The organism is Barnesiella propionica (assembly GCF_025567045.1).
GTDB classification, from domain to species: Bacteria; Bacteroidota; Bacteroidia; order Bacteroidales; family Barnesiellaceae; genus Barnesiella_B; species Barnesiella_B propionica.
In genome coordinates this window covers 94,134-115,862 of record NZ_JAOQJK010000003.1, presented here as the reverse complement: position 1 = coordinate 115,862, position 21,729 = coordinate 94,134, and the positions used below count along the sequence as shown (strand labels likewise).

Sequence of the window (21,729 nt, the reverse complement as noted above, 5' to 3'; positions counted from 1 at the left end):
CGTATCTTACATTTCTCTGACTTGCATCTAGTAAAAGATAATCCAACTATGGATACCTTATTGATGTATCTCAACTAAAGTATGGCTGAAATACAGAAGGAAGGTAATATAGATCTCGTTATTTTTACCGGAGATCTAATTGATAAAGGTGGAGCTAGCTTTGGTGATATTAATACAGCTTTAAAAAAGTTTGAAGAAGTAGTAATTTCTCCTATTCTTGAGAATCTTAAACTTCCCAAAGAACGATTTATTTTCATTCCGGGCAATCATGATACAGAAAATGGAATCGATAAACAATACATGAAAAGGGGATTTCTTGAAATTAATCCTCACGATGATTATGAAAAAATTATTAATATAAAAAATTCTCTTAAAGACCAAAATATTGTAAAAGCAAGAACAAAGGCTTTTAAGAATTTTGAAGATTCATATTATACTGACAATCTGAAGGGAAATTATCAATATGGAGATTTTGAATCCAACTTTAAATTTGAAATTAAAGGATACAAGATAGGCATTACAAGTCTTAATTCTGTTTGGCTTTGTGGTCTTGATGATGACAAAGAATTGTTTCTTGGAGCTGATCAGATTACAAATTCACAATTGTTCCTTTCTAAGTGTGATATAAAGATTGTTGCGTCGCACATCGGATATGACCTATTGACCGAAGCAGAGAGTAAGTACACGAAAAATTCTATAATCCATTGTTATGATTTAAATTTATCTGGCCATACTCACTCTTTAGATGATGGTTTTACTGCATCTCCGTCAGGAGATTTTTGTATGAATATCGCATCTGCAGGAACTTTATATAACAATATTCATAAAGTAGATGAAGAGTATAAAAACTCGTTTCAAGTAATTGATTTAATTTCTAATTCAGAATTTTACATTAGAAAGTACTATCAAAAACAAGGTATGGAGTTTCTTTTAGATAAGAACTTCGGAAATGATGGCATCTGGTATTTTAAGTACAATAGTCAAGAAGCTATAGATAGAGCGAAAGCGAATGAATTAAAAGAACAACTCGAACAACAACAGAAATTTCTTGAAAATATATTCCCTTTTTATCCTATAGATAAGGCTATTGAAAAAGACAAAGAAACTTTTACGAGTGGAGAGTTTATGCCATCTCAAAGGAATGAGAAGTGTATTGAGCTCCTTAGAAATCCAGAAATCAAAAATCTTAGATTATTATCTATTTCAGGTATTGGTAAAACAAGAATTGTCGGTGAGGCCTTTAGGACAATGTCAAATGTGTTCTATAGTAGAACCCCAGAAAACATTGATACTGGTATAATCTACATATTGACCAATTTTGAAGAAGGAGTGATTATAATAGACGACTGTCCCATTGATAAATATTACTATGTTGCTAGACTTATTAGTGAATTTCAAAAACCATTTAGACTAATCACTATCTATAATGTCCTTACTAAAAATGAAGAAAGGGAAACTAATGTGTTCTTCCTTGACGCAGCCGACAATAAAGAAGTAGTAGATACCATAATAGAAAGAGAGAGAATTATTGATATAGATGTAAAAATAGAATTAGAGAATACAGTGATGGCATTTCTTTAATGGCCATTGAACTGATAAAGGCCTATAAGCATATAGGAAAAGTCCAATTGCTCCCAGAGAAACAGTTATGGCTAGATTATTTGTTAAGTCCCAATGGGCAATTAGAGGAGTCAAAACGTGCTGTTCTTAATGCGATTGCCTTATTTAATCCATTAGGAATTGTGGAGAACAAAAAAGATGAATATGATTTTGTGATTAGTCATCCTGAAATTAATCATATTCACCTTGAAAAATCATCAGTAGAAGATTGTTTTTCTTGTACTATTCACGAATTTAATCAACGTCGTCTATTAGACATGAGGGCAAATTGTGTAAATGTGCGTTCACGACCTCTTGCAGAGTGGTTGGCAGAAGAATGGCTCCAAAAGATACCTCCAGAATCATGGAGAAAAATAATAGCAGAACTTGAATCCGCTGGTCAATTGGGTGAACGACTTGCCAATCAAATGAAGAACAGGTTTATATCACTTACTTCCAGTGAAGCTAAACAGCTTTTTGATGAACTGAATAGAATCCCTTTTCATGATGAGAAAATAGTACTTACTAAAACAGGCTCACAACTTATTTTCTCTATGTCTACTGTGAGTCATGTAGCTGTCGCTCATAATCTTTTTTCTTTGTTAGAGAATAAAACTACTGGTTATTTAAAAGAAAAAATAAATGGAGATATTCGTAGGTATATTGTATGGGCATTAGAGGAGGCATGTGTTGTTTAGGATGCTTTCGAGGAAGCGGGCAAGCTTTTAGGAATGCTATCAATTGCAGAAAATGAACAAATATCAAATAATGCAAGCGGTGTATTCTTAGAAAAATTTCATGTGGTACTTTCCGGAACACAAGCTGATTTGGGCAAAAAAAGAACTGTTATGCAATTTTTATTTGATAAAGGACCAGAGTATTACCCCTTATTAGTGAAAGCTATCGGTAGTGCTTTTAGTACTCGTTCTAATTATCATATGTTTACGCAGACAGAAAGGAAACATAACATAAAATCAGACGCATCGGTTAGCATATCAGAACTTAGGCAGTATTGGAGTTTCTGCAAAGACCTGCTTATAAAAGTAAGTGATGATGCGGTTTCGTTAAGAACCATATACAAACTAATACCAGACTATGTCTATGATTTTGCAAATAGCGGGTGTGAAAATATACTGTTCGAATTAATTAATCATTTTGCTCCCAAATACAATAATGATTGGGATGAAATGAGACGCTCCTTAAATTGGATAAAGAAGCATAATCCTATAATATATGAAAGGAATAAACAACATATTAATTTGCTAATTGATGAAGTGTTTGTGCCTAAAATATTTATTAAAAGAGTTTTAGCAGCAATGGAAAATATAGACCGAAGAGAATTTGGAAGTAATCAAATTTTTGAAGTTTATAAATCTGAGATGCGTCCATATGGAGAAGAATTTATCAATAATAAAATATACAATAGCAAAGAATTTGAAGAAATTGCAGACCATGAACATTTTCAAAGCATTTGGATGATTTTTACAGCCGTGGAAGTCATGGATCAAACTAGTTGTAGAGATGAAGTATATGAAGCATTCATGCAACATATAATATCAAAAAATAAAGATTATAGAAGCTGTTTTATTGAGAGCTACATGAGCCATGACCCAAATAAATCCTATTTAAACTCAATTGCGGAAAAACTTCTACATAATGGTTATTATGCTATGGCTTGTTGCATGTTAGGTATGGTGGAAGATGAGAATTACAGTCAGTTGAATAAGATTTTTGCAATGATACATGACGGAAAATTCCCATCAACCTACATAAATGATTATCTGCGATTTGTTCCATGTTATAATATTGATAATATATTCAAGGTTAGTGATTTGCTATTCAATAATGCTGATGTTGACAAAACAGAAGTAGCTTATCCGCACCTATTCCAGCATTTGTGGTCTATGAACCAGGAACAGATATCTTATCTTCCAACGATTGAAAAACGCCTCTTGGAATTTGATTTTGAGGGTGATAAATTTTATTTGGCTAAAGAAGTGGTGGATAAGATGGATAATATCTTAAAGACATTTGATAGACCTGATTTTGCAAGACAAGTAAACAGTTTGGTTATTAATTACTTAAAAATATATAAGCCTAATAATCCATTTAAAGATATATATTTTACCCTACTTCCTAAATATCAACATGCTATTATTGATGATATAATTAAGGCATTAGCATCTCCATTAGAACAAAACTTGTTTTACTTTAATATAAGATATGAAATAGGTTCTGGTTTTGGATATGGAGCAGGTCCTTTATTCCAATGCGATAATCACAAACTTAAAGAAGCATGTAGAATCTATCCTAATACATTACCGGAGCGTTTTGCTGAGATGTGTCCTGTATGCAATTTTAAGGAAAGTGGGAGCCAAATGGAGCTTAGTGATTTCTTTGTCTGGCTAGCAGATAATTATGGTGATAACGAAAGAGTACTACAATCTTTTAGCTCCAATTTCGGCACATATAGTTATATAGGTATTGGAAGTATGAAAGGGTATTATATGAATAGGCAAAATATGTTTAAGCCTCTTTTTTCGCACATGAATCCTACAGTTGCAGCATGGGCTAAAAATATGTATAAAATGGAAGAACAAGAGGTTTATTATCATCAACTGTTAGATGACTACAGAGATATGACTAAAGGGTAATTTATATTGTTTTTTTGATGGGTCAGAGGACTTTTGTAATAGTGGGTCAATAGACTTTATATTTTCCAGTAAGGTAATAATCGTTATAAAGAAAAAGGCTGAAACTGTTCTTATCTTTTTTAATGTGTTCATCTCTTTTGTGTTATTAGTTGGTAAAGTTTTGTTTCTACAGCCATGTAACCCGTCTGTCGCGAGAGTTGGTCACCTACCAGTTTGAAGAAGCCGGAATGATGATTGCTGGGGTTTTCTTCACTATGAGTTTTATTTTTTGTCTTTTTTGAATGTAAAGGTAAAGATAAGAGTATAGATGATAATTAAACGAATTACGGAAAATTGTATACAAATTACAGATTTTTGATGGCTTTTTCCCAGCAGATATAAATTACCGATTATGGTTGGAGTATATTTGAGGCGAAAAGATTTTGATTATCTTTGTCCGACAAATAAATATTAAACCGAAATAGCCTATATGGATGCCCGCGTATTAAGCGATAAAGTGCCGCCTTTGTTAAAGGAGGATAATAACTTTGACATCATCCGGTATTATCTGTCTTTGGCTGTGGTATTGGCTCATTTCTCGGAACTTAGCCAGACTCCCAAAATAAACTTCACTTCCAGTTATACGGCGGTAGGGGGCTTTTTTATACTGAGTGGTTTCCTCGTTTTTTATAGTTTTTTGCGTCAGCCGGATCTTAAAGCGTATATAGCAAGACGGGTGAAGCGTATTTTTCCTCCTTATATGTTTATTGTGGTGTTATGTGCGTTTGCGGGTGTCTTTGTCAGCGACTATAGCTTTAAGGAATATTTTACCTCTTCCCAGCTATATAAATATCTGGCGGCTAATTGCTGTTTCCTTAATTTCCTGGCACCCGACTTACCCGGAGTGTTTACAGGGAATCATGTTAAGGTAGTAAATGGTTCTTTGTGGACGATGAAAGTAGAACTCATGCTGTATGCCAGCGTTCCTCTCGTATACTGGTTTTTTAAAAGGTATAACAAACTGGCTGTTCTTATAGGCATTTATGTTTTATCCTTGGTTTACCGTATCGTATTGGGTTACATGTATAATAACAGTCATAACGAGATCTATATGATATTTCAGCGTCAGGTATTCGGGCAGTTTTTGTTTTTTTACTCCGGAGTGTTTGTGCTGTTCTATTTCGATTATTTTCAGCAGTATATACGTTACATATTTCCGGCTGCTCTTTTATTGGTAATTACGGGAGGATATAATCCGGTTTATACATATATACAACCCGCTTGCCTGGCTTGTGTGATTTTGGGTTTTGCTTATAATTGCCGTTGGTTCGTGTGGATGAGAAAATATGATAATATCGCTTATGATATTTATCTTTTCCACTTTCCCATCATTCAGCTCGTAGTTTCTCTGGGGCTTGTTCGGTACAATTACTGGCTGGCTCTCGCAGTTATTTTAATTCTTACCATCGGGCTTTCTTTGTTTTCCTGGAACCGGATAGAAAAACCTGTTCTGAAATCCCGCCATCACTAAGTTTTATTTCAGCAGCATATCGTGCAGTATAATGCCGGCCATAGTCCAGGTAAGAATTCCCAGAAGCCCATAAAGAAGTCTGGAAGCATTTCGTTTTAAAGTTCCGGTAAGCATACGGCAATTTTTACTATTGAAAAACCAGTCCCAGTTTGCTATAGATGCGGCAATAGCCATTCCCCCCGCAAATAAAAATATGCCTACTACAATATAAATACCTGTCTGTTCCACTCTCTTTTTATTGTCAGTTTCGGGGGTTCAGTGTTATTCTCCGTTTTCCGTCTTCTTCCTCTTCGATAATGACATTTATACAATCATAGGGAAGTATTTCATCTATTTTTTCGGGCCATTCTATAAAACAGAGAGCTCCGCTGTAAAAATAATCTTCGCTTCCCATATCGTAAGCCTCTTCAATTTTGTTGATACGGTAACAGTCGAAATGGTATATGAGTTCTCCCGTACCGGAACGGTATTCGTTGATGATAGAAAATGTAGGGCTGTTAATAACATCTTCTACTCCTAATTCTTCACAGATAGCTTTAATGAATGTCGTTTTACCGGCCCCCATTTTACCGTAAAATGCGAAAACTGTAGCATCGCCCATTTGGGAAATGAATTCCCGTGCTGCTTCGTGTATGGTGTCTAAACTGTCGATGTAAATAGTTGTCATGTGCGTTAATGTTTATTTTTTTGTTAGCGTAACAAGGGGGATCATCATTTCTTCCATGGAAATTCCTCCATGCTGGAATGTATCTTTGTAATAGCTTACGTAATAGTTGTAATTATTGGGATAGGCGAAGAAATCTCTGTTTGTTGCAAAAATGTAGGTAGAGCTTATATTAGGAGAAGGCAATCCATAACGTTCGGGATTTTTTATCTCGTATACTTGTTTGGGATTATAGCTCAGGTTTTTTCCCACTTTGTATCTCAGGTTCGTATTGGTATTTTTATCGCCTATTACTTTTATCGGATTGTCTACGTGTATAGTTCCGTGGTCGGTCGTCAGGATAATCTTGAAATCTTTTTCTGCGATTTTCTTAAACAGATCGAGAGCAGAAGAGTGTTTGAACCAGGATTCCGTAAGGGAACGGTAAGCAGCTCCGGTAGATGCCAGTTCACGTATCATTTTAGATTCTGTGCGGGCATGGGAAAGCATGTCTATAAAATTGAGCACGCATATGTTGAGTTGGTTGTTTTCTATTTGTGCGAAATTCTGTATGATCTTTTCCCCGAAAGAAGATTCGTTTATTTTGTTATACGAAAAGCTATATTTTTTCCGGAAGCGGTCGAGCTGCGTTTGTATCAACGGAGCCTCATTCAGGTTCTTTCCCTCTTCCTCGTCTTCGTCTACCCAGAGATCGGGAAACATAGAGGCTATTTTATCGGGCATCAGGCCCGAAAAAATAGAGTTGCGGGCATATTGTGTAGCTGTAGGTAATATGCTGAAATACAATTCTTCTTCAAATGTAAAATAATCGCTGAGGAGAGGTTTTATCATGCGCCACTGATCCAGCCGGAAATTATCGATAAGGATAAAGAAAACTTTTTCTCCATTATCGAGTAACGGAAATACTTTTGTTTTGAAAAGTTCGGGGCTCATCAGCGGATGGTTATCGCTGGTTAACCATTTTTCGTAATTCTTTTTAATGAATTTGACAAATGCCGAGTTCGCTTCTATCTTTTGCATTTTCAACAATTCGTCCATGCTACTGTCGGTTTGCGAAAGTTCCAGCTCCCAGAATATAAGTTTTTTATAAACTTCATACCAGTCTTCCCAAGAATAAGAGTCGTTGATCTGGGAACTTATTTGATTAAATTCCTGCTGGTAATTGGCGTTAGCGTTCTCTGTGATAATTTCTTTTTGGTATAGATTTTTTTTTATGGACAGGAGTATCTGGTTGGGATTTACCGGTTTAATAAGATAGTCCGCTATTTTATTTCCGATGGCTTGGTTCATGATATTTTCTTCTTCGCTTTTCGTGATCATGATTACGGGGACATCGGGAGAGCTTATTTTTATGCGGGATAACGTTTCCAAGCCGCTTAATCCAGGCATGTTTTCGTCCAGAATAATAAGATCGTAATGTTCGTTTTCTGCTTTTTCAAGAGCATCCCGCCCGTTAGAGACGGTTACGACTTCATATCCTTTTTGTTTGAGAAACAAAATGTGCGGTTTTAGTAAGTCTATTTCATCATCGGCCCAGAGTATAAGTTCTTTTTTCATAAGCTATTGGTTATTTTCCAAAAACATAAAATAATCCTCGAAGCTACGTCCCTGCAACAGCAATTTAAAATTATCCGTGCTTATCATGACCGGTCTTACTTCTTCGGGTAAGGTAAATTGTTTGTTCTCTTCCAGGATACGGCGGTATTGTTTCAACTCCTCAAGATTGTTGAACCCTTTTACTACCAGCATACTTATCGCATTGAAATTCATAATTTCCAGGTCGAAATCTTTGACCATGAAATTTGTAAAATTATGCCGAGCGACATTAAAGAGCAACTGGTTGGCCGATACACTGTCGGTAGCAAATACGAGAACAAAGAGATGAGGCGAATTGTTGTCGATTACGAACGGGGCGGCAGTTGTATCGTTTGCCAGTGCCGTACTGTCTCCCAGTTGTATCTTCCATATCATTCCTCTCAGATTACCGTTTCCTTCTGCGATTTTTCGTCCTTGCGCGAGACCTTTGAGCATATCTGTCGCCAGCGGTGATACATCGGCATTGGGATATTTTTCCAGTAGTGTTTTAAGCCCGGCCTTAAAATCATCATATCTTTTTTCACTGATGTAGGAAAGCGAGTTTAGAAATATGAATTTGGGCATAAGTTTGGATAACGGGTATTTCCGGTTCATGTAATCGTAGTTGGCATGTACCCGGCTGTTATTATTCTCCAGATAATTTTTATAGGTATCTTCATATATGGAATCCTGTACCATATCCATTCTGCGCAGATTGTCCAGATAGCGCGGATCGGCCATAGCCACGGCATAGTCGCTTTTTGGGAAAAGTTCCCGTATTTTTGCACGATATACTTCTGCCATAGGTTTGTTGTTCATGCGCATGTACATGAGATACATATTGTAATACATATCCAGTTTATACGGATTTTCTGGATATCTTTTATCCAGCGTATTGAATGATTCTATGGATGCTTCGAAGTCTTCCAGTTTATTGTTCAGGATAAGTCCCATATTGTATAATCCCTCGGCTATGATTTCATTGGCCGTCTTTATTTCGTCGGGGGTGAAGGGAATTTGTTTCAGGTAAAATTCTCTTTTTTTGGGGTCATTAGCTGCGGCCATTGCAGCCGAATCCAGAGGTGCTTCTTCCGGTTTGTTCCCGGTATCGTCGTTATTTTCTTGTTCGTCACCATATTTCTCTTCGTCGGTTTTTTCCGCAAAATCGCTCATGGAGAATCCCGACTTGTTACGTCTTCTCCAGTCATCTTCCAGTTTGCGGCTTCCCCATTTACGCTGGAAATCGGTTTTACCGGAAGATACCAGGGCCGGATTGTAAAAATACCAGGAGTTGTCTCCCGACATATTAATGTTAGTCGCAGTAGGTTGTTTTGCTCCTCCTGTCATTGCCGGCAAATTATTTCCTTGGTTGGCGGCCAGATATTCCTGCCGTTTTTGTTCTTCAGCTTCTTCTTTCTCTTTTTTGATAAGGTCGGCTATAATTTTGTCGATAACGGCAAGACGTTTGTCTTCACTCATGGAAGAAAGCGTAAGCAGGCTGTCCTGCAACTCTACATTCTGGGCATATACGACCAGTTCGTCCAATACCTCCGAGCGTCGTTTTAATAGGTCATAATCGGGATAAGTCTCTTTTAAGGAAGGGATAGCTTCCGCATAACAAGGTTGTGCCTTGACATAATCTCTTTTCGCAAAATATATATTCCCCAATGTAACCTGGCTTATTGCTTTTTCTATACCGTTACGGGTGCTTTTTTGGGCAGCGAGTATATAATTAGGAATAGCATTGGCGGTATCTTTCCGGGAAATATATAGGTTACCGATAGCATAATAGATCTGATCCAGATAGTCTTTATTCCGGTCTTTCCCTACCATGCGCTTCAGGGACTTTACCTCTTTGGCGATATTTTGTCCCGTATAGACTTCCGATTGTTTTATACGTGCGTTAAATTCGGTTCTGTAAGGCGGGCTCATTTTTTTAACTTTATTATAAGTCTGATAAGCCATGGCTTTATCGTCACTCTTTTCGTATAACTGTGCCAGAAGGAATGTCATTCTTATCTTCTGCCTTTTGCTGGGAGCATGTTTGATGGCTGTTTTCAGATAGGGAATGGCCTGTTTGTAATTACCCTTGCGGATCAGGTAATCTGCATTGACAGTAGAAAACCAGTCGCTTTGAGAAGGCGGTAAACCGTCGTTATTCAATTTGGTCAGTATATCTTCCGCTTCATATAACCATCCTTCCGCGATATAACAACGGGCTTGCCATATACGAGCTTCTGCTACCAGCTCCGGTTTCCATGTAAAATGCCGGCTGATATACAGGAACGTAGCAGCAGCACTTAAAAAATCCCCTTTATTGAATTGGGCTTTTCCCATGAGTAACCATGCATTATGGATAAATGGATTATATTCGTCACGCTTTATGTATTCCCTGTATTCAGGGTCGTTCATTTTCCCTTGGTTACGCTTTGGCTTTTTCTTTATGGAATGTAGCTGTATGGCTTTCTGACATTTTTCTATAGTACGGTCGAAACTGCCTGTGGGTTGTGGGGATTTGGGGTCGGCATAAGCTTGAGCAGGATGCATGTACAGTAAAGAAGTAAAATCATCTTCATAACTTTCTTCCATACTTTTTAATTGTTCCTTATAGTTTTCTATTCCGTTGAAATAAACGTTATAACGGGTCGTGAAAGCATGATAAAACCGTGTGGCTTTCGTATTCTTTTTTGTAGAACAGGAAAAAGAGCATAGCAAGCACACCGAAAACAAAATAATATGTAGGATTTTTCTTCTCAATATTGTTCGGATAATCTAATAGATAAACTTAAAAAACGCACTTTTATTGCCTTTTCTTGCCGCAACGAAGATAAAGTTTTTTTCCGTAAACCGTGCTATTCTTCATTTATAATCCTCAGGGCTTTTCGTGTCATCCGGTAATGTGTATAAGAGACGACGGTTTTTGCAACTGCGTATATGGCGGCTAAAGTGAATACGATTGTGGCACCGGCCGGAACATCGAGAAAAAAAGAGAGAATAAGCCCTCCCAGTCCGCACAATATACTGATGAATACCGACCAAAATATCATTTGTCTGAATTTGTTGCAAAAGAGTTCTGCGATCATTTGAGGCATAGTGAGAAGGGACAACAGGAGCATAATACCTACGAGCCTTATAGTAAGAACTATGCACACCGATATAAAGAGGGTCATGCAGTAATTGATAAGTTTGACGGGCATTCTGCGGGTATATGCAAAATCTGGATCGAAAGCAGTGTACAGAATATGCTTATAGAAAAAGGCAAAGAACAGTAGTAGCAATAGTGCAAAACCGGAAAATAAAGCGATATCGCCCCGTGTAATGGTAAGGATATTTCCGAACAGAAAATCGGTCAGTCCCGGTGTGTACCCCGGAGTAAGAAATATAAAAATGATACCTATAGCCATTCCCATTGCCCAGAATACGGCTATGGCGGAATCTTCCCGTACGGTTTTTCTTTTAGATAGCCATTCTACCCCTACGGCAGACAGGATCGCAAAAAATAAGGCAGCCAGGGTAGGACTTATTCCAAGGTAATATCCTACTCCTAATCCTCCGAACGACGCATGCGTTATACCTCCGGTAATGAAAACCATACGCCGGGTAACGATGTAGGTTCCTATAATAGCACCGGCAATACTGATAATGATTATGCCGAGTAATGCGTTTTGGAAAAATGTATATTGTAATATATCCATGATCTTTTACCTTTAAATGTTTCGTCTTTCCCCTACAATGAGCAACGCTTCGTCTCTCAACTCCTCTGGAAGTTCTATTTCGCGTAGTTGCAGGCTCCTTAGCCATCCGGCAACTTCCTCACTTTTCAGTGTGTAAAGTATCTCTCTGAAAAAAGTTATCTGGTCTTCGGTATAACCGTTTGCCGGTATGCTTTTCCATTCGTCTAATTCTTCGTCGTCATAATATTCTATTTGTTTGCTGACAGCCGATAATAAACTGTCGCGCTCACAAATTTCGTGTAGCCCGCAACATTCATCTGTTTTTGGGGGGAGTGCTTCTGTCTCCCGGGTATTTACCTGTCTGTCTCTGTTCCGTCGTTCGGTTAGAAATAATATAAGACCCAGAAATACAAGAGCCGCAATCAGATATATCATATTATTTTTCGGATTTTATGGTGAATCCGGCTTTTGACAGGTCTTTCCAGAAATGCGGATACGATTTTTCTACGACTTCGGGATTTTCTATGCCGAGTTCCGGAAAAAAATAGGCTGCCGGGGCGAAAGCCATAGCCATACGATGATCTTCGTATGTTCTTATTTTAGGGTTTGTTTCCGGGGTTATACGTTCTCCGTTCCATTCCAGTACCGAGTCATTCTCATCTTCGATAATATATCCTAGTTTTTTTAATTCATTTTGCAGAGCCGATATCCTGTCGGTTTCTTTAATACGGAGACTTTGCAGTCCGGTAAACCGAAACGGGATATTCATCATGGCACATGTTACGACAAGTGTTTGTGCCAGATCTGGCTGATCGGTCAGGTCATATTCTATTTTGTTTTTTTTCGCAACCGTTTTTGTCAGTATAACTCCGTTTTTACTGAAAGATGTCCTGACCCCCAGCGGTTCGAAATATTCCGAAATCCTGGAGTCTCCCTGCAAACTGTCTTTGGTTAATCCCGGTAAAACAATATGTGTAGCAGGAATGAATGTTGCGACCTCATACCAATATGAAGCTGCCGACCAGTCCGCCTCTACTGTGAAAGGTAAGGGTTCATAATTACCGGCCGGTACAGAAATACGATTCTCTTTCCATTGAGATACCGCACCGAATAATTTCATCAGTTGCAAAGTCATATTGATATAAGGGCGTGAAATGATCTCTCCCGTTAAAGTGAGTTCTATTCCGTTTTGTGTAAAAGGGGCTATCATGAGTAACGCTGATATATATTGGGAGCTTATGCTCCCTTTCAGGGACAATTTTCCGCCTGTTAATTTTTGTCCGGAAATATTGAGGGGAGGATAGCCTTCTTTTTCGGTGTAGGCGATGTGTGCGCCCAGATAGCGTAGAGCATCGACTAATACACTTATCGGACGGTTTTTCATACGTTCCGAACCGGTGAGCACATAGTTGCCCGGTGTTAATGAATAATATGCCGTTAGAAAACGCATAGCCGTTCCTGCTGCATTAATATCTATTGTGCGGTCACCTTTCCCGTTAAAGGCCCGGAGCATTACCCGGGTATCGTTGCAGTCTGAAATGTTTTCTATCGGATAGTTGCTATTGCATAATCCGTTGAGAACCAGTATTCGGTTACTGATACTTTTGGATGCCGGTAGTTTAATAGTGGTGTCACAGGTTGCCGGTGCAATAATCCTATAGCTCATAATCTGTTTATTTATAGATGCTCCGGCAAAAATAGCTAAAAAAAATATGAAATGCTGCATGTAAAGCAACGCTTATCCTGCAAATGAGTTAAATATGTTTATCTGTAGGTAAGGCAGGGAGGTGATATATGAAACAATGTTTAATAGGAACGAGCAAATAATAAAAAACCATTCCGGTTTACCGGAATGGTTTTTTATTATTATTCATTTTTTTATTTACAATCGCAGGCACATCTGGGCTTGATTTGTTTGAAAAAATCATTTCCTTTATCGTCCACCAGAATGAATGCCGGAAAATCTTCTACTTCTATTTTCCAGATAGCTTCCATTCCGAGTTCCGGATATTCGAGACATTCTACTTTTTTGATATTGTTCTGTGCCAGAATAGCGGCAGGACCGCCTATACTTCCCAAATAAAAACCTCCGTGATTTTTACAGGCGTCGGTTACTTGCTGGCTGCGGTTTCCTTTGGCTATCATAATCATAGAACCTCCGTTAGCCTGGAATTGGTCTACATAAGAGTCCATACGGCCGGCTGTTGTCGGTCCGAAAGAACCGGAGGCCATTCCTGTAGGAGTTTTAGCCGGTCCGGCATAATAAATAGGATGGTCTTTGAGATATTGAGGCATTTCTTCGCCGGCATCCAGACGTTCTTTGATTTTCGCATGGGCGATGTCACGGCCTACAATGATAGTACCGTTAAGCGATAAACGTGTCGATACGGGATATTTGCTTAATTCTGCCAATATTTCGTTCATCGGACGGTTGAGGTCGATTTTAACTACGTTGCCTTCTCCGGCCTGGCGCAATTCTTCGGGGATCAGTTCTCCCGGTTTATCATCCAGCTTTTCGATCCATAGTCCGTCTTTGTTGATTTTTGCTTTGATGTTGCGATCTGCCGAGCAGGACACTCCTAATCCTACGGGACAGGATGCTCCGTGACGGGGCAGACGGATGATACGTATATCGTGTGCGAAATATTTTCCGCCGAATTGAGCACCTATGCCGGAATCCTGAGCAGCTTTAAGCACTTCTTTTTCCAGTTCGATATCCCGGAATGCTTGTCCCCATTCGTTTCCTTCGGTAGGGAGATTGTCATAATATTTGGCTGAAGCTAATTTAACCGTTTTCAGGTTCATTTCAGCAGAAGTACCCCCTATAACAAAAGCGATGTGATAGGGAGGACATGCGGCTGTACCTAAAGTTTTCATTTTTTCAACCATGAATTTTACCAGAGACCCCGGATTAATAAGGGCTTTTGTTTCTTGGTAGAGATATGTTTTGTTGGCCGAACCGCCTCCTTTTGCCATGAAAAGGAATTTATATTCCATACCGTCAACTGCATAAAGGTCGATTTGTGCAGGAAGGTTGCAACCAGTATTGACTTCTTTATACATGTCGAGAGGTGCGTTTTGCGAGTATCGTAAGTTCTCTTCGGTGTATGTTTTATATACTCCCAATGAAATTGCTTCTTCGTCTCCGCCACCGGTCCAGACCTGCTGACCTTTCTTCCCCATAACAATAGAAGTACCGGTATCCTGACAGAAAGGTAACACGCCTTTGCTGGCAACTTCGGCATTGCGAAGCATGGTAAGGGCTACGTATTTGTCATTGTCGCTGGCTTCCGGGTCATGAAGAATCTTAGCTACCATTTCATTGTGTTCACGACGCAGGAGGAACGATACGTCGCGTGTTGCTGCGTTAGTTAAGCGGGTAAGAGCTTCCGGTTCAACGACCAGTATTTCTTTTCCGTTAAAATTCGATACCGATACGTGGTCTTTGGAAAGAAGATAGTATTCGGTCGTGTCTTTTCCCATCGGGAAAGGAGTCTGATACTTGAAAGGTTTTGTAGCCATATCGTTTTTTTTATAGTAAATATTAGTCTTAAAATAGTGACTACAAAAGTAATTAACTTTTCTGAAAAACGGAAAGTGACCGTCTTAAATAAAAAACAAGAAATGGACACTTTTTGTAAAATGCCAAACTATATTTTGTTTGCGGTGCGCCTGTACTGAGAAGATAAAGTACTTAAAGAAGAAGTGATTATTAATTTATCACACGAAAAAGGGCTATAACTGATCTTTCTTTGCCCTGCAAACCGGTTACAATGTCGTATCCGGTAAAAAATAAAAAGTATGTATAAAGAAAAAGAAAGCCGACGGAAACGGATTTCATCCCGCGAGGCTTTGACCGAAAAAATGGTCCGGAAATATCCGGACCGGACTTTTGAGACTGATGATGACTTTTTCGATGCGCTGCAAGAGTATGATTCTCATTTGTGTGAGCGGTATCAGAAACTTTCGGATGACCAGCAGAAACTCTGTTCTCTGTTTATGTCCAATCCTAAGATGGGGGCGTTTATTGCAGATGTCGTAAGTGGTGAAGATGCATTAGTGTCTTGTGTCCGGTATTTTGGTAAAGATTTGCTTGAAAGTGCGGGTGATGAGAGCCGGCTGGACAAGTTGAGGGAAGCGAATGAAGAATATTTGTCCCGTATTAACCGGTTCTCCCATATTGAAAAACAGATGAGGGATAATCTTAAGAATAGTCAGGGGGCTATTTCCAGATTTAAGGAATCGAAAGGTATGAGCGATAATGAATTTACTGATTTTATCGAACGTATATATCATCTTTGCGATCATGTCTTTATGGGTGATTTGAATGTAGATGTGCTGGACTTGCTTTATAAAGGGGTAAATTACGATTCTGATTTATCTTGTGCCGAAAAAGCGGCTGTCATACGGGGACGTAACGAACGTATCCAACTTGAGAAGAAGCATAGTCTGGGAGATACTTTGCCGAACTTACATAGTGCCCCTGCCGTATCGGATAGTGAGGATGATAATCTGACCCCGGCTTTCGGGCGTCGCCGACGTCGGAGTATCTGGGATATGTAATTCGGAAATAACAATTTTATTCACATATGACATCAGCAACAATTATCGAAATTCTTATTCTACATTTTTTTTAATACGATTATGAAATTATTATTGAATTATTTGAAATCACAGGATTTTTTATTCTTTGTACTAGCAGTGATAGGAACCGTAATAGGTTTAGGGGACAGCCATAGCTGTTTGGCGGCTGCCACTATTTCCGGGATATCGGGAGGAAAACTGGTAACGGGAGAACCGCTCACGACAGATATTACACGTAGGGAAAGCCCTGATTTACTGAAAAGCGAGATTGATAAACGAATTGTCAAAATACGTCCCATGTCGACTCCGGTAGATCAACTCTCCCGCTGGAAAGGCGCGCGAAAGTCCGGCTCTATGATTATCGATTATTATTCGGTAGATGTGAAACCGACTAAAACAACATTGGCTGCCGCTTATAGTGAACCCTCTTCTTCTGCTGTTTCTTCCAACCATCAGAAAGCAAAGTTGAATACGGCCAATAATGATATTTTTGAGGTGACAGAGACAATCCTCGTTCAAAATGTCAAAGGATATGAACCTGACGGTACTACGTTATCAAAGGCCGATCTGGTGTTGTACATTAGTAGCAAGGAAGAAAGCGGAGAGTTGAACGTATATGCTATCAACGGGAAAAAGATAGGTTCTGTGGAGAATTGTGTGCCCTCTATCCCTGCCGGTTCGACTTTTATCCGTATGGGGCGTGCCGCAACAGAACTTGACGTGCAAACGGCGCAGTTCGAATCCTTACCCGTAAAAGAGCAAAATCATTGTCAGATATTCAAGATGCAGATAGAGCAATCCACTTTTCAGAAAATTGCCAGCAAAGAGGTTGAATGGGAATTCTCCGATGAAGAGGAGGCTGCAATATACGATATGCGTCTGGGGATGGAAAAGACTTTTATGTTCGGAGTAAAGCGTTCTATTTACGATAGCCGTAAAAAAGAAACCGTTATGCTTACGGGGGGGATCTGGTGGCAGGCCGGGAAACAATATGAATTTGATCCTAATGCCGAGTTGACACAAAACGATCTGATAGATATCATGCAAAAGGCTTTTACAGGGAACGGAGGCAATAAACGTAAAGTCCTTATCGGTGGGTCTGCGTTCATCGGGCGAATTAATAAATTGGATGTGACAAAAGTCATTACAGCTAAAGACGATACTGTAAAGTGGGGCATCGATTTTTCAGAAATCAAATCGAAATTCGGTAAATTGTATGTTCTGTATTCCGAAGTGTTCGATGATTGCGGTATGAGTGACTACGGATTTATTTTCGATCCCGAATTTATACAAAAATGGTCGCATGTACCTTTCGGAACACAGGCTTTGGATCTGAAAAAAGCCGGCATCCGTAATACCGATGCACTGGTACTTACCGAAGCCAGTTGCCTTACGTTACGTTATCCGGCGGCTCATATGAGAATAGTACCGAAATTATAATATTATAGGAAAATTTGCTTGCCGGAATACCGGCAGGCTTTTTTATCCATTTAAAATAGAAGTGATATGATGAAAATATATTATACCAATTTGGGAAACCTCACGACTTTTGTTCAGGTAAAAGGAAAGAAAAGATATGTGGATTTTATTTCATCGGATAATAAGACCGGATATTTTTCTACCGATAACGAGCCCTTGCAACAAGCCCTGGAGCAAGATCCGGCTTTCGGGGGGCGGTATAAATTACATAAGGAAATCGGTGAAGCTGCAGAACCTAAAACTGTTTTGACTCCGGTTGAACATATTTTGAACTGGCAGCAGGCACGGGAATGGTTATCCGGCGAACCTTATAATATTCCATTGAAAAAGATGCCGAACTCAACCTCTATACGCAAAGAAGCGGAGGGTTTGGGATTATGTTTTCCGAAAATCAAACAATGATAAATATATGTGTATTATTGATACTCATGCACATAGCTTATATAAAATAGGTTATGTGGGTTTCTATCCTAATGTGGAAGCCGTGTGGGCGGCTTATCCCGAAGGCGGCTTTCCCGGACAATTTTTTATCAATGGAGAAACTCAATCGGTTTGGATGTGGAATATTTCGTGTAAAAACTGGTGTGATACGAATCATCCGTTCCAGGCTCCAGTGTCCGGTATAATAGGAGATCCGGCTACCTTTAAGCCCGATGTAAAGATAGATGTTCCGGCCTATTATTTGTATATATCAGGAGGTTCCGGTGTGTATGACTTTCCTTATTTTGTACCTGCGAATCCGGCTTTGCATGTAGAAACGAAAGGGCCGGCTATTATTCTGTTGTGGTGGAATGGACAAATGTGGCAAAGTTATGTCACGGAGTTGCGGCTTAATCCGTACATATCCCAGACCCATTGGATGTATAAGTTCGCATCTGTGGGAACTCACATAACAATTCCTATTATTGATACTTTATCTGTAAATCCGGGAAAGAACTGGCACGATGTCCCCCCTGCTTTGCCTTCGGGAGGGATTTTATGGATGACTTGTGCGATGTTTAACGGTAACGGTACATTTCATGATCCCGATACCGGTTGGTCTAAACCGGTAAAACTGACAGGACTTCCCGGGGAGCAGGGAGAGCCGGGCAAAATCACCCGTTTAATAGGGGAATGGGATCCTTTTAAAAAGTATGTATATTCTTCGAAATATGCCGATCTTGTAAGGTTTCACGGTTTTTATTATAAACTCCTGGATGTTCCCGGCGGAGCAGTGGTGGGAGTGGAGCCCAACGGAAATAATAATGCATGGGAATATGTGGATAACGTAAGTATATATGCCGAAAAAGTATATATGAAATCTCACAATGACGAGTTGTTCCCCGGAGACTTGTACTATGACGTTGATTTTACGGTTAAAATATATCCCTGGTCCGAAGAATAATGAGCCGGATAAGTTTAAGAGATCTGGTTTCCCAAGTAAAAATTAATATGGAGGAACTTACTCCACAATGGGAGGCTGTGTTTGAGCGGACCGACGGAGTCGATATCGAAGCATATATCAGGAATAAAATACCTGATGCTTTATCACGGATATTGCTAAATGTTTCATGTGATTTACTGACTCCCGTGGATATTGGTTATGGCTTAGTACCGGTAAAGAATCAGGATGGTAGCGGACAAGTTGTATTACCCGATGACGTGTTGCGGATAACCAGTTTCAAGATGAAAGGCTGGAATCGTCCGGTCACTCGTTTTATCGACCAGTTTCATCCGAGCTGTGAGTTACAGTATAATTTGTATACCCGGGGAGGAAGTTCTAAACCGGTGTGCGTGCTTGGAAAAAATGATAAAGGCCATGTGGTAATCGATTATTACTCTTTATCACCATCGGTTCCGGAGCATGAGATAGAATATATCCGTGGTGTTCTTGTTCCGGATAAATCCGCCGATAGTTTTGATATAAATCCTTTATTGGTGTCTCCGGTATGCTATTTGTGTGCGGCATTGGTCTATGAAATACTTGCACGTCCCGATATGGCGGCTATAATGATGCAGAGAAGTGTATATTAAAATCTTTCAGAGCCCGTGGTAACTGTTTTCCGGTTACTGCGGGTTTTTATCAGGAGGGATAATTCCCATTTTTTTCATCAGGAAGCATGCATTCATGTTTTGTGCTACCCCCGGTTGTATCCGGTATGAAAATGATAGTTCGTCTCCATGAATGGAGGCTTCGAAGCGGAAGTTTCTAACAGATGCCGGAAATTCTTCGGCCAGTTTGCCCAGGGCCAGATCGTGAGTTGCTATGATACCGGTCGCACCCAGTCCGGTCAGTTGACGTATCAGTGCCAGCGAACCGATTTGCTTGTCGGTAGAATTTGTCCCTTTTAATATTTCATCCAGAATAATGAACATTTTTTTCCCCGATTTGAGACTTCCTACTACTTGTTGTAATCTTTTCAGTTCGGCAAAGAAATATGACTCGTTATCACTAAGCGAATCGGTCGTTCTTAATCCTGTAAAAAGAGAGTGGGGCGTTATGTTCATTTCAGCAGCACATACGGGTGCTCCGATACAAGCCAGCAGATAATTAATTCCCACCGTTCTTAAATAAGTGCTTTTTCCTGCCATATTGGCTCCGGTAATGATGAGAAAAGACGAATGTCCTAACGGATAAAGATCATTTTTTACACATCTTTCGACCGGAATTAACGGATGCCCCATTTCCCGGGCTTCCATTACAACACTATGATCTTTGCAAATCTGAGGAATGATATAGGCGGGGTGGTTATATTTGAATGTCGCAAGAGAACAGAGCGCATCGAAGTCGGAAATGGCTGAAAACCATGCAGGAAGTTTTTCCGAATTTTCACGTAGCCATTTGTCTAATGCATTCAATTGCCTCATATCCCAAAGTAAGAACCCGTTAAGAACTACGTATCCAACGATGTTAAATCTCTGGTCCAGATTATTTAGAAGTTTGTTCAGTTTTCTGATGCGCACAGAAACAGGTTTTTCATTACATATTATTTTTTCTCGTATTTCATTTAATAGCCGGCTTTCGGGATGGCTGTTCTCAAGCATGTAGATAAGTTCCGTATAGACACTTAATGATTTTAATGCCTTATCTAATTTCGCTTGAACCGAAGAAACTTTTTTTGCGTTTAAAAAGGAAATGAATATCAATGTAAGGAATAAAAATAGAATAAAATTTCCGGTAATGTATCCGAGAACCCAGAAGATAAGGAGTATGCCATAAATATATGGCAGAGATGAAATGAATATACTTATGATCCGGTTGGTGGAAAAAGAAGGAATATCTGCCAGATTGTTTATGGTTTCGGGATCAGATTCTGTTTCCTGCGAAGTCATCCCATGAGCTAGGAAGTCATTTCTTGTTTCATTCATTTCCGATAGCTCCGTTATGGCTTCCTGACGGTCTTTTATTTCTTGTGAAGTGTTGAGAGGATTACATAACCAGGAAGCCAATCGGAGTCTTCCCATTTTGGACGCGCTTCGGTCTATATAGGCGAATAATGATTTTTCCCCGAATACATCCAAATCGTAAGTAAAAGGATGTGACGGGTCAATAAATTCATTGCCCGGATAAGTTCCCGAAAAATCATATTGTTGTAATTGTGATTCTTTTATATAAATACGTATTTTGGCTTCCAGAAAGTCTTTTAGTAGAAAAAGTCGGTTATGATACCGGATAAGGAGCATAAAAGGTATAAGACCTGCTATTAGGGTAGTGATATACCAGGCAATGCCGTTTCCCCATAAAAGATAGATGCCTGATAGGATAGCAAGTATATTGACCAGACGGAGTGTTCCTGTAAATTGTATTTTATGTTTTACCTTCTTTAGTTGCTGCCGGGTTAGATCCAGTTGCCGGATATAATAAGTTTCGGGAGATATGTTCATTTTTATATTTTGGGTTTTGATCGCCCGGCAAATGTAAGAAGAATTTCCGGTAATATGATGTGTACCGTGTTTCAAAACGACTGTGTATAAAAGTGGAGAAAATAAATATGTTGAGAAAAAAATATT

At 39.2% G+C, this 21,729-nt stretch carries 18 protein-coding genes; 9 read left to right on the top strand and 9 right to left on the bottom strand.

The window, feature by feature from the left end; translation table 11 throughout:
- Positions 1-81: 81 nt before the first annotated feature.
- The 4 genes from OCV73_RS05190 (at position 82) to OCV73_RS05175 (ending at position 5,763) form a co-directional block, all read left to right on the top strand.
- Positions 82-1,581 (top strand): metallophosphoesterase, encoded by a 1,500-nt coding sequence (locus tag OCV73_RS05190; protein ID WP_147549945.1) that lies wholly within the window; start codon positions 82-84, stop codon positions 1,579-1,581.
- The gene (locus OCV73_RS05185) at positions 1,581-2,297 is read left to right on the top strand and encodes a hypothetical protein (protein WP_147549942.1); all 717 of its coding nucleotides are present in this window, start codon (positions 1,581-1,583) and stop codon (positions 2,295-2,297) included. The genes OCV73_RS05190 and OCV73_RS05185 overlap by 1 nt, the downstream gene beginning before the upstream one ends.
- Positions 2,298-2,330: 33 nt before the next feature.
- Positions 2,331-4,253 (top strand): hypothetical protein, encoded by a 1,923-nt coding sequence (locus OCV73_RS05180; protein WP_147549939.1) that lies wholly within the window; start codon positions 2,331-2,333, stop codon positions 4,251-4,253.
- Positions 4,254-4,722: 469 nt separating this feature from the next.
- Positions 4,723-5,763: an acyltransferase family protein gene (locus tag OCV73_RS05175; RefSeq protein WP_147549936.1), complete on the top strand. Its 1,041-nt coding sequence runs from the start codon at positions 4,723-4,725 to the stop codon at positions 5,761-5,763.
- A gap of 3 nt (positions 5,764-5,766) precedes the next feature.
- On the opposite strand, the gene OCV73_RS05170 is transcribed toward OCV73_RS05175, so the two are convergent.
- From OCV73_RS05170 to OCV73_RS05135, 8 genes are all read right to left on the bottom strand, one after another.
- Complete coding sequence (locus tag OCV73_RS05170) at positions 5,767-5,991, bottom strand: immunity 17 family protein (protein WP_262512875.1); 225 nt, start codon at positions 5,989-5,991, stop codon at positions 5,767-5,769.
- 13 nt (positions 5,992-6,004) lie between these two features.
- Positions 6,005-6,430 (bottom strand): tRNA (adenosine(37)-N6)-threonylcarbamoyltransferase complex ATPase subunit type 1 TsaE, encoded by a 426-nt coding sequence (tsaE, locus tag OCV73_RS05165; RefSeq protein ID WP_147549933.1) that lies wholly within the window; start codon positions 6,428-6,430, stop codon positions 6,005-6,007.
- Between the two features lie 12 nt (positions 6,431-6,442).
- Positions 6,443-7,984 carry a T9SS response regulator signal transducer PorX gene (gene porX / locus OCV73_RS05160; RefSeq protein WP_147549930.1) on the bottom strand — a complete coding sequence of 514 codons (1,542 nt, stop codon included), beginning with the start codon at positions 7,982-7,984 and terminating at the stop codon, positions 6,443-6,445.
- Between the two features lie 3 nt (positions 7,985-7,987).
- The gene (porW, locus tag OCV73_RS05155) at positions 7,988-10,723 is read right to left on the bottom strand and encodes a type IX secretion system periplasmic lipoprotein PorW/SprE (RefSeq protein ID WP_449500941.1); all 2,736 of its coding nucleotides are present in this window, start codon (positions 10,721-10,723) and stop codon (positions 7,988-7,990) included.
- A gap of 131 nt (positions 10,724-10,854) precedes the next feature.
- Positions 10,855-11,697, bottom strand: a complete 843-nt coding sequence (locus OCV73_RS05150; protein WP_147549924.1) for a metal ABC transporter permease — start codon at positions 11,695-11,697, stop codon at positions 10,855-10,857.
- A gap of 12 nt (positions 11,698-11,709) precedes the next feature.
- Complete coding sequence (locus OCV73_RS05145) at positions 11,710-12,111, bottom strand: phospholipase (protein WP_147549921.1); 402 nt, start codon at positions 12,109-12,111, stop codon at positions 11,710-11,712.
- Position 12,112: 1 nt separating this feature from the next.
- Positions 12,113-13,342, bottom strand: coding sequence for a 3-phosphoshikimate 1-carboxyvinyltransferase (locus OCV73_RS05140; RefSeq protein ID WP_147549918.1), 1,230 nt, complete (start codon positions 13,340-13,342; stop codon positions 12,113-12,115).
- Positions 13,343-13,554: 212 nt separating this feature from the next.
- Positions 13,555-15,198, bottom strand: coding sequence for a fumarate hydratase (locus OCV73_RS05135; RefSeq protein WP_147549916.1), 1,644 nt, complete (start codon positions 15,196-15,198; stop codon positions 13,555-13,557).
- Between the two features lie 279 nt (positions 15,199-15,477).
- Between OCV73_RS05135 and OCV73_RS05130 the strand changes: the two genes are divergently transcribed.
- The 5 genes from OCV73_RS05130 to OCV73_RS05110 all read left to right on the top strand — a co-directional run bounded on the left by OCV73_RS05130 (position 15,478) and on the right by OCV73_RS05110 (position 19,752).
- Positions 15,478-16,239 (top strand): hypothetical protein, encoded by a 762-nt coding sequence (locus OCV73_RS05130; RefSeq protein ID WP_147549913.1) that lies wholly within the window; start codon positions 15,478-15,480, stop codon positions 16,237-16,239.
- An 81-nt stretch (positions 16,240-16,320) separates the two neighbouring features.
- A complete protein-coding gene (locus OCV73_RS05125; protein WP_147549910.1) occupies positions 16,321-17,700 on the top strand; it encodes an SU10 major capsid protein in 1,380 nt (459 codons plus the stop codon).
- A 66-nt stretch (positions 17,701-17,766) separates the two neighbouring features.
- Complete coding sequence (locus tag OCV73_RS05120) at positions 17,767-18,141, top strand: hypothetical protein (protein ID WP_147549907.1); 375 nt, start codon at positions 17,767-17,769, stop codon at positions 18,139-18,141.
- A 7-nt stretch (positions 18,142-18,148) separates the two neighbouring features.
- Entirely contained in the window at positions 18,149-19,123 is a 975-nt protein-coding gene (locus tag OCV73_RS05115) for a hypothetical protein (protein ID WP_147549904.1), read from the top strand.
- Positions 19,123-19,752, top strand: a complete 630-nt coding sequence (locus tag OCV73_RS05110; RefSeq protein WP_147549901.1) for a hypothetical protein — start codon at positions 19,123-19,125, stop codon at positions 19,750-19,752. The genes OCV73_RS05115 and OCV73_RS05110 overlap by 1 nt, the downstream gene beginning before the upstream one ends.
- A 33-nt stretch (positions 19,753-19,785) precedes the next feature.
- Here OCV73_RS05110 and OCV73_RS05105 read toward each other — a convergent pair whose 3' ends face one another.
- Positions 19,786-21,603: a MutS-related protein gene (locus OCV73_RS05105; RefSeq protein ID WP_147549899.1), complete on the bottom strand. Its 1,818-nt coding sequence runs from the start codon at positions 21,601-21,603 to the stop codon at positions 19,786-19,788.
- Between the last annotated feature and the right edge of the window lie 126 nt (positions 21,604-21,729).

Bases quoted from the DNA above. Each gene is read 5' to 3' on its own strand.
- OCV73_RS05175 (WP_147549936.1), top strand. From the start codon at position 4,723: ATGGATGCCCGCGTATTAAGCGATAAAGTGCCGCCTTTGTTAAAGGAG.
- OCV73_RS05105 (WP_147549899.1), bottom strand. From the start codon at position 21,603: ATGAACATATCTCCCGAAACTTATTATATCCGGCAACTGGATCTAACC.
- OCV73_RS05185 (WP_147549942.1), top strand. From the start codon at position 1,581: ATGGCCATTGAACTGATAAAGGCCTATAAGCATATAGGAAAAGTCCAA.
- OCV73_RS05115 (WP_147549904.1), top strand. From the start codon at position 18,149: ATGTGTATTATTGATACTCATGCACATAGCTTATATAAAATAGGTTAT.
- OCV73_RS05110 (WP_147549901.1), top strand. From the start codon at position 19,123: ATGAGCCGGATAAGTTTAAGAGATCTGGTTTCCCAAGTAAAAATTAAT.
- OCV73_RS05150 (WP_147549924.1), bottom strand. From the start codon at position 11,697: ATGGATATATTACAATATACATTTTTCCAAAACGCATTACTCGGCATA.
- tsaE (WP_147549933.1), bottom strand. From the start codon at position 6,430: ATGACAACTATTTACATCGACAGTTTAGACACCATACACGAAGCAGCA.
- OCV73_RS05130 (WP_147549913.1), top strand. From the start codon at position 15,478: ATGTATAAAGAAAAAGAAAGCCGACGGAAACGGATTTCATCCCGCGAG.
- OCV73_RS05190 (WP_147549945.1), top strand. From the start codon at position 82: ATGGCTGAAATACAGAAGGAAGGTAATATAGATCTCGTTATTTTTACC.
- OCV73_RS05140 (WP_147549918.1), bottom strand. From the start codon at position 13,342: ATGAGCTATAGGATTATTGCACCGGCAACCTGTGACACCACTATTAAA.
- porX (WP_147549930.1), bottom strand. From the start codon at position 7,984: ATGAAAAAAGAACTTATACTCTGGGCCGATGATGAAATAGACTTACTA.
- OCV73_RS05125 (WP_147549910.1), top strand. From the start codon at position 16,321: ATGAAATTATTATTGAATTATTTGAAATCACAGGATTTTTTATTCTTT.
- OCV73_RS05135 (WP_147549916.1), bottom strand. From the start codon at position 15,198: ATGGCTACAAAACCTTTCAAGTATCAGACTCCTTTCCCGATGGGAAAA.
- OCV73_RS05180 (WP_147549939.1), top strand. From the start codon at position 2,331: ATGCTATCAATTGCAGAAAATGAACAAATATCAAATAATGCAAGCGGT.
- OCV73_RS05145 (WP_147549921.1), bottom strand. From the start codon at position 12,111: ATGATATATCTGATTGCGGCTCTTGTATTTCTGGGTCTTATATTATTT.
- OCV73_RS05120 (WP_147549907.1), top strand. From the start codon at position 17,767: ATGATGAAAATATATTATACCAATTTGGGAAACCTCACGACTTTTGTT.